This is a genomic window from Streptomyces acidicola (assembly GCF_009377235.1).
In the GTDB taxonomy this organism is placed as follows: domain Bacteria; phylum Actinomycetota; class Actinomycetes; order Streptomycetales; family Streptomycetaceae; genus Streptomyces; species Streptomyces acidicola.
Map to the genome: position 1 here is coordinate 1 of NZ_VMNX01000061.1, position 17,596 is coordinate 17,596.

Annotated in this window: 14 protein-coding genes and 1 pseudogene; 12 read left to right on the forward strand and 3 right to left on the reverse strand. The window is 69.8% G+C overall.

Annotated features, from left to right (window positions below; translation table 11 throughout):
• Positions 1–195 (reverse strand): annotated as a pseudogene (locus FPZ41_RS48335) (DUF3152 domain-containing protein); the annotation flags it as partial.
• A gap of 367 nt (positions 196–562) precedes the next feature.
• Here FPZ41_RS48335 and argG point away from each other — a divergent pair.
• Together argG and FPZ41_RS18215 are read left to right on the forward strand one after the other, a co-directional pair.
• Entirely contained in the window at positions 563–2,008 is a 1,446-nt protein-coding gene (argG, locus tag FPZ41_RS18210) for an argininosuccinate synthase (protein WP_152863917.1), read from the forward strand.
• Between the two features lie 428 nt (positions 2,009–2,436).
• On the forward strand, positions 2,437–2,790 hold the full coding sequence (locus FPZ41_RS18215; protein ID WP_322620390.1) for a hypothetical protein: 354 nt from the start codon (positions 2,437–2,439) through the stop codon (positions 2,788–2,790).
• Between the two features lie 277 nt (positions 2,791–3,067).
• Here FPZ41_RS18215 and FPZ41_RS18220 read toward each other — a convergent pair whose 3' ends face one another.
• The gene (locus FPZ41_RS18220; RefSeq protein ID WP_152863921.1) at positions 3,068–3,865 is read right to left on the reverse strand and encodes a VOC family protein; all 798 of its coding nucleotides are present in this window, start codon (positions 3,863–3,865) and stop codon (positions 3,068–3,070) included.
• Between the two features lie 343 nt (positions 3,866–4,208).
• On the opposite strand from FPZ41_RS18220, the gene FPZ41_RS18225 reads away from it, so the two are divergent.
• The 4 genes from FPZ41_RS18225 (at position 4,209) to FPZ41_RS18240 (ending at position 11,767) form a co-directional block, all read left to right on the forward strand.
• Positions 4,209–5,168 (forward strand): polyphosphate kinase 2 family protein, encoded by a 960-nt coding sequence (locus tag FPZ41_RS18225; protein WP_152863923.1) that lies wholly within the window; start codon positions 4,209–4,211, stop codon positions 5,166–5,168.
• Positions 5,169–5,190: 22 nt separating this feature from the next.
• A complete protein-coding gene (locus tag FPZ41_RS18230; RefSeq protein WP_152863925.1) occupies positions 5,191–8,016 on the forward strand; it encodes a cation-translocating P-type ATPase in 2,826 nt (941 codons plus the stop codon).
• A gap of 71 nt (positions 8,017–8,087) precedes the next feature.
• On the forward strand, positions 8,088–10,814 hold the full coding sequence (locus FPZ41_RS18235) for a tetratricopeptide repeat protein (RefSeq protein ID WP_152863927.1): 2,727 nt from the start codon (positions 8,088–8,090) through the stop codon (positions 10,812–10,814).
• A gap of 416 nt (positions 10,815–11,230) precedes the next feature.
• A complete protein-coding gene (locus FPZ41_RS18240; protein ID WP_407698792.1) occupies positions 11,231–11,767 on the forward strand; it encodes an SLAC1 family transporter in 537 nt (178 codons plus the stop codon).
• 471 nt (positions 11,768–12,238) lie between these two features.
• On the opposite strand, the gene FPZ41_RS47105 is transcribed toward FPZ41_RS18240, so the two are convergent.
• Positions 12,239–12,598 (reverse strand): hypothetical protein, encoded by a 360-nt coding sequence (locus FPZ41_RS47105; protein WP_194236135.1) that lies wholly within the window; start codon positions 12,596–12,598, stop codon positions 12,239–12,241.
• A gap of 149 nt (positions 12,599–12,747) precedes the next feature.
• Here FPZ41_RS47105 and FPZ41_RS18250 point away from each other — a divergent pair, with 149 nt between their 5' ends.
• The 6 genes from FPZ41_RS18250 to FPZ41_RS18275 all read left to right on the forward strand — a co-directional run bounded on the left by FPZ41_RS18250 (position 12,748) and on the right by FPZ41_RS18275 (position 17,524).
• Positions 12,748–13,686, forward strand: a complete 939-nt coding sequence (locus FPZ41_RS18250) for an ABC transporter ATP-binding protein (protein ID WP_152863929.1) — start codon at positions 12,748–12,750, stop codon at positions 13,684–13,686.
• Positions 13,683–14,516, forward strand: coding sequence for an ABC transporter permease (locus FPZ41_RS18255; RefSeq protein ID WP_152863931.1), 834 nt, complete (start codon positions 13,683–13,685; stop codon positions 14,514–14,516). The genes FPZ41_RS18250 and FPZ41_RS18255 overlap by 4 nt, the downstream gene beginning before the upstream one ends.
• Before the next feature lie 116 nt (positions 14,517–14,632).
• Positions 14,633–15,919, forward strand: coding sequence for a sensor histidine kinase (locus tag FPZ41_RS18260; protein WP_322620391.1), 1,287 nt, complete (start codon positions 14,633–14,635; stop codon positions 15,917–15,919).
• Positions 15,916–16,584 carry a response regulator transcription factor gene (locus FPZ41_RS18265; protein WP_322620392.1) on the forward strand — a complete coding sequence of 223 codons (669 nt, stop codon included), beginning with the start codon at positions 15,916–15,918 and terminating at the stop codon, positions 16,582–16,584. Before FPZ41_RS18260 ends, FPZ41_RS18265 begins: the two co-directional genes overlap by 4 nt.
• A gap of 128 nt (positions 16,585–16,712) precedes the next feature.
• A complete protein-coding gene (locus FPZ41_RS18270; protein ID WP_322620393.1) occupies positions 16,713–17,042 on the forward strand; it encodes a plasmid mobilization protein in 330 nt (109 codons plus the stop codon).
• Complete coding sequence (locus FPZ41_RS18275; protein WP_322620394.1) at positions 17,039–17,524, forward strand: PIN domain-containing protein; 486 nt, start codon at positions 17,039–17,041, stop codon at positions 17,522–17,524. The genes FPZ41_RS18270 and FPZ41_RS18275 overlap by 4 nt, the downstream gene beginning before the upstream one ends.
• The last annotated feature ends 72 nt before the right edge of the window (positions 17,525–17,596 follow it).

Here is a 17,596-nt window from a genome sequence, read left to right on the forward strand (position 1 = left end):
GGGGGACGGACTCCCCGTGGCTGAGGGGCTGCTGGTGCCGTTGGGGCCGGGGGCGGGCCGGGACGGCGCGGACGTGGGCCTGGCTTGCTCGGTGGAACCGGCGTTGTCCGGTAACTCTCCCGCGCCTCCCGATGCCCACCCCATCGCGGCGAATCCGGCGGCCCCGAGCACGGCCACCACTGCCAGACCTCCCAACCAGGTGCCCTTCCTTGGGTTTCCCCGGTTTCCTCGGTTCCCTCGGCGCCTGGAGGCGTACACGCGGTCGCTCTGACGGCGGCGGGCGTTGGAAGGCTTGGTGTTGTGCGCGCTCATGTTCTTTCAGAGTGTGATGAGGAAGTGATCGGATCAGACCGAACCGATCACGAAACGATAACGGATCAACGGTGGAGGTGTGGCGCGGTTTCGTCGTGGACCTGTTGGCACCTTGGGGCGCGCATGTCCCGTAGCGCCGCGTCGGCCGGAGCCCGGAGCCCGGAGCCCGGAGCCCGGAGCCCGGAGCTCAGGGCGCAGAGCTGAGAACTCGGGCTTTGCATGATCATGCGAAAGCATGCATACTCTTCCCATGTCCAAGGTCCTCACCTCCCTTCCCACCGGCGAGCGCGTCGGCATCGCCTTCTCGGGCGGCCTCGACACCTCGGTCGCGGTCGCGTGGATGCGCGACAAGGGTGCCGTCCCGTGCACCTACACCGCCGACATCGGCCAGTACGACGAGCCCGACATCGCCTCGGTGCCCGGCCGTGCGAAGACCTACGGCGCCGAGATCGCGCGCCTGGTCGACTGCCGCGCGGCGCTGGTCGAGGAGGGACTGGCCGCACTCACCTGCGGGGCGTTCCACATCCGCTCGGGCGGGCGTGCCTACTTCAACACCACGCCGCTCGGCCGCGCCGTCACCGGCACGCTCCTGGTCAGGGCGATGCTTGAGGACGACGTACAGATCTGGGGCGACGGCTCGACCTTCAAGGGCAACGACATCGAGCGGTTCTACCGGTACGGCCTGCTCGCCAACCCCCACCTGCGGATCTACAAGCCCTGGCTGGACGCGGACTTCGTGACCGAGCTCGGCGGCCGCAAGGAAATGTCGGAGTGGCTGCTCGCCCACGACCTGCCCTACCGGGACAGCACGGAGAAGGCGTACTCCACCGACGCCAACATCTGGGGCGCCACCCACGAGGCCAAGACCCTGGAGCACCTGGACACCGGGGTGGAGACCGTGGAGCCCATCATGGGCGTGCGGTTCTGGGACCCCGAGGTCGAGATCCTCACCGAGGACGTGACGATCGGCTTCGACCAGGGCCGCCCGGTGAAGATCAACGGCAAGGAGTTCGTCTCCCCGGTCGACCTGGTCATGGAGGCCAACGCCATCGGTGGCCGCCACGGCCTCGGCATGTCGGACCAGATCGAGAACCGGATCATCGAGGCCAAGAGCCGTGGCATCTACGAGGCCCCCGGCATGGCCCTGCTGCACGCGGCGTACGAGCGCCTGGTCAACGCGATCCACAACGAGGACACCCTCGCCCAGTACCACACCGAGGGGCGGCGTCTCGGCCGGCTGATGTACGAGGGCCGCTGGCTCGACCCGCAGTCGCTGATGATCCGCGAGTCGCTGCAGCGCTGGGTCGGCTCGGCGGTCACTGGCGAGGTCACGCTGCGGCTGCGGCGCGGTGAGGACTACTCGATCCTCGACACCACGGGTCCGGCGTTCAGCTACCACCCGGACAAGCTGTCCATGGAGCGCACCGAGGACTCGGCGTTCGGCCCGGTGGACCGGATCGGCCAGCTCACCATGCGCAACCTCGACATCGCCGACTCGCGCGCCAAGCTGGAGCAGTACGCCGGGCTCGGCCTGATCGGCACCTCGGGCCCCGCCATCGGCGCCGCCCAGGCGGCCGCGACCGGCCTGATCGGCACCCTCCCGGAGGGCGGCGCCGAGGCCATCGCCTCCCGCGGCGAGGTCTCCGGTGACGACGAACTCCTCGACCGCGCCGCGATGGAACTCGGCACGGACTGACCAGCCCTGCCCGAGGCAGACGGTAGACGGCAGACGCACATAACAGATACGCACATACACACAACGGCAAAGGCCGGCTCGACGCCCACAGCGTCGAGCCGGCCTTCCCTGTTACCCATTCCCCGCTCCTTGATTCCCCCCCCCATGTGTTACCTGTTATCTGTTCCCTGGCCCCCTGGCGCATGCCGCGTGATCATGACGCATGACGTATGGCGCACGACGCTTATTCCATGCCATCCGCAATATGCCCTCCCGCGCAAACATTTGGGTAAGTGCCCGAATAGGAAGTCATATTTGGTCCATAACGGACGGGGTGTAACACGGTCGCGCATGCGTGACGCTGAGGCAGAAAGAAGTGGGTTGCCCGCGGGCTGAATCTCGGCGCCGGGCGACCTTTCGACACGACAGCGCCTCGGATTGGATTTCTTGTGAGCAACATCGACCCGGCTCCTGGATACCAGACGTACGACCACTCCTCCAGGCCCGAACGGTCCATGCGCAACCAGGTCGCCGCACGGCGGACCGCTCTCGCGATCTGCACGATCGCCGACGTCGCGGCGGGCTTGCTGGGTCTGTGGATCGTGCTCTACCTGCTTGACGCCAACCAGGCGAATGCATTCGTCGATTTCGTGCACGGAACGGCGGACTGGCTGTCCGGGTGGGCACGGGACATCTTCACGATGGACACAGAAGGTCTACGCGTTGCCCTTAATTATGGTCTTCCGGCCGGTGTGTATTTGCTGATCGGTCACGGGATCGCCGCTCGGCTCAACCGGGTCTGACGGCATAACAGGAGCGAGCTCGCGGAAAAGACCTCAGGCATGCACGCTGAAAGCGATCACCTGCCGATCTATGAAGACCTGGTACGCGAACGTGGAGATGTCGTAGCGGAAGCCCGGATCGCGGCAGAACACACCCAGCACCAGGCGGCAGAACTGCTGGCAGGAGAGGACGCCGGCCGACCGGACTGGCCGAGGCGATAACAGCCACGACTCGTGGGCGGACAGAGGATCTGGCCCAAGGGCACTCGGAGCCCGAGAGCCGCCTCCGCGTCGGGGTTCAGCTCTCGGCCGAGGTGAGCACCACGAAGTCCGCGTTCGACGGGTCGAGGCAGACGGCGAGCCGGCCGACGCCCTCCGCGTCCGCGGGCCCCATCTGCACGCTGCCGCCGTTCTCGGTGACCTTGGCGACCGTGGCGTCGCAGTCGGCGACGGCGAAGACCGGGTGCCAGTAAGGCCGCCCGTTCGCCAGGGCGAGGTGCTCCTTGGGGAGCTCCATGAGGCCGCCGTGCATGCGCTCCGGGGGAAGCCCGGCGGGGGTGATGAGGGAGTACGTGCCCCCGCCACCGGGCAGCTCCGTATCGCTGAACTGCCAGCCGAAGATACCGCCGTAGAACTCCTTCGCGGCCGCGGCGTCGGTGGTGTACAACTCGGTCCAGCACAGCGAGCCGGGCTTGTCCACCAGCTCGACACCCTTGTCCGTGCCCGGCTGCCAGACGGCGAACTGGCCTTGAAGCGGGTCGCTGTACTGCGCCATCCGGCCCCAGTCGCCGAGGTCCGCCGGGGCCACCCGTACGGTGCCGCCGGCGCGCTCCACGGCCCGGGTCGTGGCGTCGGCGTCGGCGACGTTGTAGTAGATCATCCAGGCCGGACGGGCGCCTTCCTCGGTGAGTTTGCCGAGCCCGGCGACGATCTTGCCGTCCTTCCGGAACATGCCGCCCTCCATGTCCTCTCCCTCACCCATGGATTCGTAGTCCCACCCGAGCACGGCGCTGTAGAAGGCCGCCGCGGCGCGGACGTCGGGAGCGCCGAGGTCGAGCCAACAGGGGGAGCCGGGGACGAAGTCCGTGGTGATCATGCTGATCATGTCCTTCCGTGGATCCTCTGTGTGCCTTCAGGTGTGTGCCATTACGTGTGTGCCCAGCGTGGCACCCACCACTGACAACCGCCCGCCGACCGCTCTCCGTGGGCGACCCGGCTCCGCCGACCGCTCTCCGTGGGTGACGCGGCCCCGCCGCCCGCTGTGGCGGGGCGGCGTTCCCGGGGTGATCCTTGAGGAGGAGCCCGGCGGCTCCCGGTCGAACACCGCGCCCACAACACCGGACCATCGGACACGACGTGCGCGCGGGAGGCCGCAGGCCCCCCAGATAGAGCAGGGAAAGAGCCGGGAAAGGGCCGGGAGCAGGAAGGGCGGGCGTGAGATGGCGGACCCGAGGGCCCAGCGGATCGCAAGCCTGATCGAGCCGCTGCGGGTGACACCCGGATCGCGGGTGGACCTGAGCGGGGACTTCGACCCGCGCTACAAGGGCGGCCTGAAGAAGAGCCACGGAGTCGAGCTCCTGGGTACGGGCGTGGAGTTGCTCGCCGAGTACCAGGAACGGCTCGCGGCTCAGGACACGTACGGCGTCCTGCTCTGTCTTCAGGGACTCGACGCCGGAGGCAAGGACGGCACGATCCGGCACGTCATGAGCGGGGTGAACCCGCAGGGCGTGAAGGTGAGCAGCTTCAAGGTGCCCTCCGCCGAGGAACTGGACCACGACTACCTGTGGCGCTATGCCGCCCGGCTGCCCTCGCGCGGTGAGATCGCCATCTTCAACCGCTCCCACTACGAGGAGGTCCTGGTCGTACGCGTCCACCCGGAGAACCTCGAACGACAGAAACTGCCGGAGCACTCACGCGGCCCGGACATCTGGGACCGCAGGTACCGGGAGATCAACGACTGGGAGCGCTATCTCACGGACAACGGCTTCAAGGTGGTGAAGGTCTTCCTGAACCTCTCCAAGGAGGAGCAGCGCGTGCGCTTCCTGAAGCGCATCGACCGGCCGGAGAAGAACTGGAAGTTCTCCGCCGCCGACGCCCGCGAGCGCCGGTACTGGGACGACTACCAGCGCGCGTTCTCCGAGATGCTCTCGGCGACCAGTACGGCCTGGGCACCCTGGTACGTCGTGCCCGCCGACCGGAAATGGTTCGCACGCATCTGTACCGCCGCCGTGCTGGCACATGTGCTGATGGACATCGACCCCCAGTACCCGACGGTGAGCAAGGAGGCCCGCAAGGCCCTCCAGGCGACACGGCGCGATCTGGAGGCCGAGGCCCCCAAGGGTGCCGCGGCCGACCCCTATGCGGCCGCGCACCCACGCGTGGGGAAGCGCGGCAGGTAGGCGCGCATCCGGAGGTCCGGCCATGACGGCAGAGTCGAATCACGCGGCGTCGAATCACGAGGCGGAACGGTCCCCCGGCCCCGGCGCCTGGTACGCACGCTCCCCTGAGCAGGTCGCGACCGCTCTCGGGGTCGACCCGGCGGCCGGCCTCTTCGCGGTCCGGGCCGCGGAACTGCTGGCCGGGAAAGGGCCGAACGCCCTGCCGGAGGAGAAACCGGAGCCGGCATGGCGGCGGTTCCTGCGCCAGTACCGCAGCTACATGCAGATCGTCCTGGTCGCGGCCGCGGTGGTGTCGCTGCTGATCGCCCAGTGGGGCACGGCTGTCGTGCTCATCGTGCTGACGCTGCTGAACGCGGTCGTGGGCCTGCGCCAGGAGGGCAAGGCCGAGAGCGCGATGAACGCGCTCAAGTCGATGATGCGGGCGACGGCCCGGGTACGGCGCGACGGCACCGAGTCGGAGATCCCGGCGGAGGAACTCGTCGTCGGCGACGTCGTGCTCATCACCGCGGGCGACCAGGTCCCCGCCGACGGACGGATCGTAGAGGCGCACGCCCTGCAGATCGACGAGTCGGCGATGACCGGCGAGAGCGTTCCCGCGGTGAAGGACACCGAGACGTTGCGGACACTGCCGGACGCCCGGCCGGGCCCGGGGGACCAGACGAACATGGCGTTCATGAACACCGCGGTCACTCACGGCAGCGGTGTCCTCGTCATCACGGGGACCGGCGCGCACACGGAGCTCGGAAAGATCTCCGGAATGCTGTCGGCGACGGAGAAGGAGGAGCCGCCGCTCACCCGGGAACTCAACGCCCTGACCTTGTGGATCACGGCCGCAGCGGGCCTGACCATGATCGTGATGTTCGTCCTCGGGCACAGCCGTGGTCTGCAGTGGGACGCGCTCTTCGTCAGCGCGGTCTCCCTGGCCATCGCCGCGATTCCGGAGGCGCTGCCGACGGTGACCCAGGCGATCCTCTCCATCGGCAGCCTGAACCTGGCGAAGCGCAACGCGATCGTCAAGGAGCTTCCGTCGGTCGAGACACTGGCGTTCACCTCGGCGATCAACTCCGACAAGACCGGCACCCTGACGATGAACCAGATGACCGTGGTGGAGGTCGTCAGCCCCACGGACCGGTACACCGTCTCGGGCACGGGCTACGGACTCGAAGGACGCGTCCACCACGCCGCGGGCACCTCTGCGGGCATCGAGGACGCGGTCCTGCCGTACCTGGTCGCCAACGATGCCCGGCTGGTGGACGGCGATGTCGTGGGCGACCCGACCGAGGGCGCGTTCCTGGTCCTGGCACACAAGGCCGGCCTGGACATCGAGGCCACCCGGGAGCGGCTGCCCCGCCTCGCCACCCTCCCCTTCGACCCCGGCTACAAACTGATGGCCACCTTCAACTCCACGGCCGACGTCACGGGCCGCCCGGTGGTGCGGTGCTTCGTCAAGGGCGCCGCCCCCGCCGTCATGTCCCGCGCGACGACCGCGCTCTCCGCGGGTTCGACCATCCCGTGGGACGCCGGCCTCAGCGGGCGTGCCGAGGCGCAGACCGAGCGCATGGGCGGTGAGGGCCGCCGGGTGATGGCCGCCGCCACCCGTGACCTGGACCCCGCCGGCTTCGACCCCGACGGTGATCTGCTCTCCTACGTCACCGAGTTGCGCATGACCAGCCTCGTCGGCATGGTCGACCCACCGCGCGAGGAGTCCGGCGCCGCCGTCGCGAACGCCCAGGCCGCCCACATCCGCGTCCGCATGGTGACCGGGGACGACGTCACCACCGGCGCGGCCATCGCCCGCCGGCTCGGCATCCCCGGCGAGGCCGTCCTGGGCACGGACTTCGCGGCGCTCCCGGAGGACGAACGCCTGGCCCGCATCGACGACATCGGCGTCCTCGGCCGAGTCGCCCCCGAACACAAGGTGCTGCTCGCCGACACACTCAAGAAGAAGGGCGATGTCGTCGCGATGACCGGCGACGGAGTCAACGACGCACCCGCGATCAAGTCCGCCGACATCGGCATCGCCATGGGCAGCGGCACGGACGTGGCGAAGAACGCGGGCCGGATGATCCTCTCCGACGACAACTTCGCGACCATCGTGTACGCCGTCGAACAGGGCCGGAAGATCTACGACAACCTGACCAAGTACATCCGCTTCGTGCTGCTCCTCCTGGTCACGTTCGTCCTGACCTTCCTCGGCGCCACCATCCTCAACATCGCGGCGGGCGAACCCTTCACACCGCCCCAGGTCCTGTGGATCCACTTCGTGGTCAACGCGTCCTTCGGTTTCGCCCTGGGCTTCGACAAGGAGACCCCCGGGCTGATGCGGCGCAGGCCCCGTCCCCGGGGCGAGTCGGTCCTGACCCGCCCGGTGCTGCTGACGGTCGTACTCAGCGGACTGGCCATCACGGTCATCCTCCTCGGCCTGACAGAACTGGGCGCATCCCGCTACGGCAGCTTCCACACCGGCAACTCGATGGCGTTCACCGCTTTCGCGCTCTGTCTGATCGTGGCCGCGTTCGAGTGCCGCAGCGAAACCGGCTCGGTCCTGACCCCGAGCACGTTCGACAGCAAGCAGATGAACTGGGTGGCCCTGGCCCAGTTCGTGCTCGCGGTCCTGGCGACCCAACTGGACGGCTTCCGCACGATCCTCGGCACCACCGACATCTCCCTGCGCCAGTTCGGCTGGGCGTTTCTCTCCGCCCTCGTCCTCCTCGCACTCTGGGAGCTGGGCAAACTCATGGCCCGTCACGCACAGCGCGGGCGGGGGAGCGCGACTGAAGCGCAGAAGACGGCACGCACGCACCCACACACCGACGCTGCTTCCCAAGGCGCTCCCCGGGCCAGGTGAAGCCGCTGTCCGCGGGGCGCGTGGTCGTGGCATCATCGGCTCACGCCACGCTGACTTCACGGGGGAATTCCATGGCGGAGCAGGTCAGTTCACGTCGCGCGCCGTACTGGGTCGCCGGTGCCGGCGCCGTCAGCGGCACGGTGGCCGCGCTGAGCATGACCGGTGACATCATTTTCAACGTCTTCAACGGCCCGACGGCCATCGCCGTGTGCGGCGGGGTGGCCGTACTGGTAGGCGGCCTCGCCTGGTACCTCATGGTGCGCACCCAGCAACAGACGGTCGCACCCGCACCCGCAGCCCCGCGGAGCGTGCCGCGGCACGATCTGCCGGGCGCCGAGCCCTGGGTGGGGCGGGAGGTCCTGCTCGACGGGTTACTCGCCCTGCTCCGGGACGTTCCGGCACCGACGGGCGGGGCGCTCGCCGTCCGTCCCATGGACAGTCAGTCGAAGATCTTCGTCGTCCACGGGGCGCCGGGGACAGGAAAGACCACGCTCGCCCTCAACGCGGCGCACCGGGTGCGGGACGAATACCCGGACGGCCAGTTGTACCTCGAACTGCGGGGCGACGGCGACGAGCCCCGGACCAGCGCCGATGCCTTGGAGCGGCTCCTGCTGCGACTCGATGTCGCACGCGAGGACATCCCGGCCGACGCCGAGGACCGAGCCGCGCTGCTGCGCACCCTGACCAATGACCGGCGGCTGCTGTTCGTGCTCGACAACGCGCACAGCACCGAACAGGTACGGCCGCTGCTCCCGGTGGGTTCGGGGTGCGCGGTGCTGATCACCAGCCGCAAGGCGCTCTCCGCCGGAGACGTCACGCGCCCCCCTGTGCAGGTCTTCCTTCCCGACGAGAACGAGGCGCTGGACGTTCTCGCGCACTACGCCGGCCAGGACCGTATCGCCGCCGACCCGGCCGTCGCCCTGCAGATCGCCCTGTTCTGCGGCCGGCTTCCCCTGGCGCTGCGCATCGTCGGCTCCAAGCTGAAGCACCGGCCGGACCTGAGCCTGGCGCGGATGCGGACACGCCTGGAGGACGAGCGGCATCGGCTGCGCGAACTCGTCCACGACGACAAGAGCCTGGAGGCCTGCCTGGGCTTCACCCACCGGGAGTTGGAGGAGTCCACCCGTACGGCCTTCGGACTGATCGCGACGCTGCCGGTCGGACGGCTCACGGACTGGCACTTCGCATCCGTCGTGGGTGCGGGGAGAGCAGGAGTCGCGGCCTGCGACGAGCTGATCGAGGTCAGCCTGATGGAGGCCCGGGACGACGACGGAGGGGACGCCCGCTACCACGTCCACGACCTGATCCGCGTCTACGCGGCCGAGCAGTACGACCACCTGCCGCCCGACGAGCAACAGCGCTTGGAAGCCCGACTGGTGCGGGCCTTCCGGAACACCGTCGTCCATCTGGCCGCACGGCGTGCCCCGGAACTCGCGGCGGAAGTGTCCCCGGAGCAGGTCGACGACCTGGACCGGTCGTCGGCCGCCGCCTGGGTCTCGGACGAGCAGGAGCGGCTCCAGTGGGCCGTCGCCCGGGGCCGCAGTCTTGGCATGGACACGGAGGCGGCCGAGATCGGCGAGGCCCTCTCCTACTTCCTCGACGACATCACCCTCGCAGCCGGCGCCGCGGACTGGCTGTTCAGCACGCCGTCCGGGGCCAGGCCGCGGGTGCAGGGCAGCCTGCGCCGTGCCCGCGCGGCGGCGGCACTGGCCGAGGGCGCGCCGGACACGGCACTGACGCTGCTGGCGACCGGCGACGCGGATGCCGGGGAGACGACGGTGACGGACCCGGTCCCGGTCGACCGGGCGAGGGACGAAATGGTCGTCGCCCGCGCTCACGCCGCGAAGAACGACTTCCGGGAGGCCCTGCGCCACATGACCGCGGCGGTGGAGCGGCTGCGGACCGCCCAGGACTCCTGGCACGTCCTCAACTCCCTCGAAAAACTGGGCGAGTTCCAGAGATGGCGGGGCAAGCCGGAACTCGCCGAACAGAGCCAGCGGGAGGCGCTGCGGCTGGCCGAGCACGCCGGTGACCTCCGAGCACGGGCCCGGCTTCAGCGGACCTTGGCCGAAACCCTCGGATACCTGCGCCGTCCGGAGGAGGCGGCGCCACTGCTGGAATCGGCCGTCCACGACTTCCGGTTCCTGAACGACCGCAGATGGGAAGGCGCCTGCCGCTACGCCCTCGGCAAGATCTACCGTCTCCTCGGCCGCCGTGACGACGCCCTCGACTGCTACCGGCGGGCGGAAGAGATCTTCGGACCGATGGGGGAGCGCCACTGGGTCGGGCGGGTCACCAACGCGAAGATCCGTGTCCTGGCCGGCATGGGCAACCTGGACGAGGCCGCCGCCACGGCGAGTACGGCGTTCGGTATCTTCCAGCAGCTCGGCGACGAGATGTGGTCCGCCCACACCCAGCGGGACGTGGGCTGGCTGCACCTGAAGGCGGGCAGGCCCGGCGAGGCCCTCGAACCGCTGACCCACGCCGTCGACGTGACCGGCCGCGCGGGAGACGCCTACGCGGGCGCCATGGCCCACCACCTGCGCGGAGTCGCCCACCGCGACCTCGGCCACTACCCGGAGGCGTACGCCGACTTCGAAGCGGCCCTGACCGTCTACCGGTCGGGTGACTACGAGTGGAACGAGGCGGCCGTGGTCCACGACCTCGTCCGCGCCCTACGGTCCGACGGCCGTACCGAGGAGGCCGAGACCCTGAACACGGCCACCGCAGCGGCCAACCCGATCTTCGTCCGCCTGCACGGCCGGAACGGCGCGGAGGCCGTCCCGGACGAGGACTGATGGCGACGCCCGCCGAGAACTGATGGAGATGCCCCGCCGAACCCCGCCGAGGACGAACCGACCGCGAGACCAAGTGCCGAGACCAAGTGCGACGTGTCGGCCGTACCGAGCGGTCGCGGGAGGCTCCCCGACAGGTGCTTGAGCGGCTCACGTGACCGTCCACCGATAAAATGGGCGAAAATCGGACACCCTCGGACGCGCCTGCTATGCGGCGGACCACACGGCCCTCAGCGGGCTCCGAGGTGACCGACGGACCTGGAAGGTGCCGCGATGGCGAAACAGATCACGTACCGGCGAGTCCACGAGGAGACCTCACCTAAAGCCCCATGGTGGGCCTGACGCGCTGGTCGATGACGACGTCCGGCGTGTGTGACCTGCCGTCCCGGTGAAGCCCGGTGAAGGCGGAGGCGAAGGCTATGACGAATGCCGCGGTGCCCGCCGGGCCACCCAGCATGCGGCGTGCGGTGGTCGGTGTGGCGGAGGACCTCAATCCGGGGGCGTTCGCGTTCGTCATGGCCACGTCCGCGGTGTCCACCCTGCTGGCCGAGGGCGGTGCGACGGCCGGCTCGGCGATCCTGCTGTGGATCGCGATCGTGGGATACGTGGTGTTGTGGGTGGGCTACCTGTGGCGCATGGCGTACCGGTGGCAGCGTTTCCGCGCCGAACTCGCAGTTCCGAGCGCCTTCGCCTTCCTCACCGTCGTCGCCGCGTCCGAGGTGCTGGCCGCCCGGCTGGGCCTCGACCAGCACTACGGCGCCGCCATCACGCTGACCGCCATCGGCGCGGCCGGGTGGCTGGTGCTCGGTTACGGTGTGCCGCTCTTCCTGATCTGCTCCGGTCACACACTGCCACTGCGTCGGGTCAACGGTACGTGGTTGATCTGGGCGCTGGCCACGCAGTCCCTCGCGGTCGCCACCGCAGACCTCGCCCAGTCTTCGGAACCCTCGGCGTGATCCGCGCGTTCGCACCGGTTCTCGCGTCGAACGGCGGGGGCGGGATCGTGAACATCCTCTTGGTCCTGTCCTGGTTCGCCTCCGAGGAAGCGGGCGCCTACTCCGTGGCCAAGGCCGCCGAGTGGAACATGACGAATGGCCTCCGCCTCGAACTCGCCGCCCAGAAGACCCTGGGACCCACGTCCCGCGCGCCGACGCGACGGGGCCGGCCGCCGACGCGCTTCCGGCCCCACACTGAGGTGGCCCGGCGCGCGGGTAACTCCCCAGAGGTGATCCACCGTCGCGGTGCGTGGGGCGTCGACGACAGCGAGGCGGAGAACGGCATGCGGGTCGAAAAGCCCCTGGGTGGGGGCCGGGTAGCGCGTGAGCCCCGCGTGTGGCCCACATGCCCCTCACGTCTGATCAGCGCGCAACAGTGGCTTCTCCGCGCCGTGGAGGCGGCGGGCCTGGGACAGGGGGCACGTGGCGGGGCTATCGCCCACTTGGCCAGGCCGACGCTCGCCTCGAAATGCCGCCCAGCACGAACAGGCCGGACGGGGCGACCACGACGGTGCCGCCCGCGAACAGCACCGCGCGCCGGGCCCGCCCCTCGACCGCGGCGACGTACGCACGCCGGTTGCGGACGGCGAGCCCGGCCGCCATGGCCGGCGCGCTCCGTGCGTTCAGCGCGATGATCTCCGGTCCCAGCCACCCGTGACGGCCGAACACCAGGCTCGTCCCCGTCAGGAGGGTGGCGACGGCGGCAACCACCAGCACCGCCAACGGCCGGCGCCACCGGAAGGCCGGCGAACCGCAGATCACGGCCCCGAAGAACACGCCCCGGACGGTCACCGGCCCGGTGGTCGCTGTAGTCGTCGTACCGCGGTACGACGTCCGCCCGGCGGATCAGCCCCCGGTGCGACCGAATCCGGGTCACCCGGTTCCTAACGTTGAGGTGGGGCGTCCGACGGGCGCACGGAGCCGAGGAAAGGCGCGCACCAATGATCGAGGCACAGCTGCTGACCAAGAGGTACGGGGAGAAGACCGCGGTGGACCGATTGGACTTCACCGTGAAGCCGGGCACCGTGACCGGCTTCCTCGGGCCCAACGGCGCGGGGAAGTCCACCACGATGCGCATGATCGTCGGACTGGACGCCCCGACGAGCGGCTCCGTGACGGTGAACGGCCGTCGCTACGGGCAGCACCGGGCGCCGCTTCAGGAGGTCGGTGCGCTCCTGGAGGCGAAGTCGATCCATCCGGGCCGCTCGGCGTACCAGCACCTCAACGCGCTCGCGCTGACGCACGGGATCCCTCGCCGCCGCGTCGACGAGGTCATCGACCTCGCCGGTCTTGGCAGCGTGGCGAAGAAGCGCGCCGGAGCCTTCTCCCTCGGCATGGGGCAGCGGCTCGGCATCGCGGCCGCGCTGCTCGGCGATCCGCAGACGGTGATGCTGGACGAGCCGGTCAACGGTCTCGACCCGGAGGGCGTGCTGTGGATCCGCAATCTGCTGACGGGACTCGGGGCCGAAGGGAGGACGGTGTTCATCTCCTCCCATCTGATGAGCGAGATGGCCCTGGTCGCGGACCACCTGATCATCGTGGGACGCGGACGCCTGCTCGCCGACACGACCGTGCGGGACCTGGTCCGCGAGGCGGGCGGCAACACGGTGAAGGTGGCGACGCAGGATCCGGCGCGGTTGCGGGACGTACTGGTGGGGCCGGGCGTCGACATCACCGGCCAGGTCGGCTCCGAGGAACTGCAGGTCACCGGGCTCACCGCCCGCGAGATCGGGCTGAAGGCCGCAGAACACGCGATCCCGCTGTGCGAACTGAGCGCGCGGACCGTCTCGCTGGAAGAGGCGTTCATGGACCTGACCAGGGATGCCGTGGAGTACCACGGCACCACGACCGGCATCGACACCCCCGGGAGGGTGGCATGAGTACCCTTACCGCGACCACCGACCCCCAGGCGGCGCCGACGGCTCCCACTCGCCCCCGCTACAGGGTGACCGGACGGCGGGTGCTGCGCTCGGAGTGGGCCAAGCTGTGGTCCCTGCGCTCGACGTGGATCACGCTGGCCCTCGGCCTGCTGTTCCTGCTGGTGTTCGGACTGATCATTTCCTGGCAGTTCGCGGCCGGCAATCTGGACAGCGACTTCGACCGTTCCACGGCCGTGGACCTGTCCCTGTTCGGTGTGCCCTTCGCACAGCTGGCCCTCGGCGTCCTCGGCGTACTGGTGACTGCGGGCGAGTACTCGACCGGCATGATCCGCTCGACGCTGGCGGCCGTGCCGCGCCGACTCCCGGTGCTGTGGTCCAAAGCGGCGTTGTACGGGCTGGTGGCGCTGTCGGTCGGCACGGTCGGCGCGTTCGTGGCCTTCCTGGTCGGTGGCCGGCTCATCTCCGGCACCTCGGCGTCCCAGAGTCTGTCGGACGCGGGCGTCGCGAGGAGCCTGCTGGGGGCCGGGCTCTACCTCGGCCTGGTCGGGGTGATCGGTACGGGCCTGGGCGCGCTGCTGCGGTCGGTGGCGGGCGGCATTTCGGTGCTGGTCGGCACGTTGATCCTGGTACCCGGGCTGACCTCGCTCCTGCCGAGCTCCTGGCAGCAGAACGTCAGCCCCTACCTGCCGAGCACCGCGGGCGAGTCCATGTTCGCCCTGACGCACGACTCCTCCACCCTGTCCCCCGGGGCAGGCCTGGCGGTGTTCCTCGGCTGGACGGTCCTCGTGCTGGCGGGCGCGGCGTACCGGCTCAAGCGCAACGACGTCTGACCGACTGGACCCCGGACAACGGACTGGGCCACCGACAATCGACTGGACCCCAGACGACCGACTGCCGCCAGAGACGACCGACTGGACCACCGACAACCGACTGGACCACAGAGCAGGTGACATCCGTGAGCATCGACGACACCGGGGGCATGGGACCCTTGGTCGCCCGGCTGAGCCGCGGCGGCCGGCGGTTGCGGCTCGCTGACCGCGCCCATCCATGGGCGCTGGACACCCTGGTGGTCGTGGTGGCCGTCGTGATGTTCTGCCTGCCGGACCTGCTGGGCAAGGGCGCGTTTTCGGACGGCCCGCCCAAGCTGCGCCTCCTGCTCACTGAGCAGCCACTGGCGGCGACGCTGGCGCTGCAGGCAGGGCTGGTGCTGCCCCTGCTGTGGCGGCGGCGGAGACCGATGGCGGCCTTCAGTGTCATCGCGGCCGTATTCATTCTCCAGTGGTCACTGGGCGCCGTCCTGCGCGCGGACATCGCCCTCTTCATCGCCCTGTACAGCCTGGCCCTGCACGGGAGGCTTCCGCAGCTGCCGTGGGCCGGCGCTGTCATGGCGGGCGCGATGGTCCTGGTCGCGGTCCGCGCATCTCGGGCCGTTTCCGTCTGGGACGCGCTGTTCTTCCTCCTGAGCACGGCGACCGCAGCCCTCGCGCTCGGCCTGGTGATCAGGTTCCGCCGGGCCCAGCTCGCGGGGCTGCGGGAGCGGGCGGCCCGGCTGGAGATCGAGCGCGACCAGCGCAGCAGACTGGCGACCGCCACCGAACGAGCCCGAGTGGCTCGCGAGATGCACGACATCGTCGGACACAACCTCGCCATCATCGTCAGCCTCGCCGACGCGGGCGCGTACGCCACTGATGCCGCTCCCGAACGCGGCAAGGAAGCCCTGAACCTGATCGGCGACACCGGTCGCCAGGCTCTCGGCGAGCTGCGGAGGGTGCTCGGCGTGCTGCGCGAGGCAGCGGACACCCCGTCGTCCGGACCCATGCTCAGTCCGCAGCCCCGCATCGTGGACATCGAGACCTTGTGTGCCGGCGTGCGGGCTGCCGGCCCGGAGGTCGCCTACCGGACCGGCGGTGACATGGACACCCTTGACCACGGTGTGCAGCTGACGGCGTACCGCATCGTCCAGGAGGCACTCACCAACACTCTCAAGCATGCTGGTTCCGACACCCGGGTGAGCCTGTCGATCGTCGTCGAGGACACGCGGCTGGAGATCCGGGTCCAGGACACCGGCCCGACGGGCCCGGCCAAACCACAGGGCGAGGAAGGACACGGCCTGGTGGGCATGCGTGAACGAGCGGCGCTCTACGGCGGAATCGTCAGCGCGGGACCCACGGCCGACGGAGGCTGGAGCGTGGAGGCCGCCCTTGTCCTCACTCCCCGGGGCGGTGACCTGTGACCACCGTGCTCATCGTCGACGACCAGTCGCTCCAGCGCTATGCCTTCCGCATCCTGCTGGAGTCCGCACCCGAGGTGACCATGGTCGGTGAGGCCGCACACGGCTCCGAGGCCGTTCGCCTGACGGCGGAACTGCGCCCCGACGTCGTCCTCATGGACATCCGCATGCCCGGCATGGACGGGATCGAGGCCACCCGCCGTATCGTGGCCGCCGGCGACCGCTCCCGTATCCTCGTGCTGACCACCTTCGACCTCGACGAATACGTCCACGCCGCCCTCCGGGCAGGAGCCAGCGGGTTCCTCCTGAAGGACGTGCGCCCCGAGGAACTCCTCGCAGGCATCCGGGCCGTCGCGGCCGGCGACGCCGTGATCGCTCCCGCACTCACCCGCCGCATCCTGGACGAGTACGCCCAGCATGTCCCGCAGCCCGTTGACACCACAGCTCAGCAGGCGAGGCTGAGAGGTCTCACCGAACGGGAGCGCGAGATCCTCGTCGCCATCGGCAAGGGCTGGACCAACGGCGAGATCTCCGCCCACTTCGTCGTGGCCGAGTCCACCGTCAAGAGCCACGTCCGAAGCATCCTGGCCAAGATCGGCGCTCGCGATCGCATCCAGGCCGTGATCTTCGCCTACGACCTCGGACTCGCCCGCCCCAAGACCGGCTGAGCCGACGGACGAGCCGAACATGCAGGCGGGGAGCTGTACGGAACGGGGCACCGGGCAGAGGGGGGCGTACCCGCTTGCCCACCTCGACCACACTCGCACTGCCGTCATACGCGTATTACGATGCCCTCGTGGCAAAAGCGCGCATCACCATCAGCTTGGAGCAGGACCAGGCCGAACGCATCAGGCAGCACGCGGAACGGGCGGGCATGGACGTCTCGGCGTACCTGGTGCATGCCGCAACGCGCCAGATGGCTGAGAGCGATGCCATAGAAGAACAGTTCGCCGAGGTGGACGCACTCATCGCCCGGGCGGAGCGAGCAGCGGACGGACTGCCCGCCGAACCCGCCCCGGAACCGAGCGCGGAACTGACGGAGCAGGAACGCCGCGAGGTCGAGGAGGCCCTGGGTCTCGTCCACGGCCGGGACCGGCAAGGCCGCCGTCCGGGACACGCCGCGTGAGCGCACGGGTGCCGGTCTACGACACCGGCATGCTCATCGCACTCGCCGACCGCAAGGCGAAGGCGGTCGCTCTCCACGAGGGACTGCGCACGGTCCCGCACCGGGCGCTGGTGCTCGGCCCGGTCCTCGCCCAGGTGTGGCGCCCCCAGCCGGCGCTGGTGCACGCCCTGTCCGGCGTCCTGAAGGACTGCACGGTCCCCCAGGCCCGTACGTCCGAGCCGCCCGTGCGCGAGACGAAGGCGGGCCGTCCGGAGTGTCTTGCCTGTGCGACGGGCCCGGACCTCGCGGACTGGCGGCGCATCGGCACCGCTCTGGGGCGGGCGGCCCTGCCGGCGAAGAAGCGGCCGGACGCGGTGGACGCCTGGGTGGCACTGGCAGCGGCCCGGCACGGCAGCGCGGTGATCTTCACCACCGACCCGGGGGACATCCACGCCTACCTGACGGTCCTCGCGCCGACGGACGTGCACGTGGTTGCCGTCTGACAACCGGGAGCCACGCTCCGCACCGTCCAGCTGGACGCGGTGAGGACATCCGCACCATGCATGTGGAGCTGC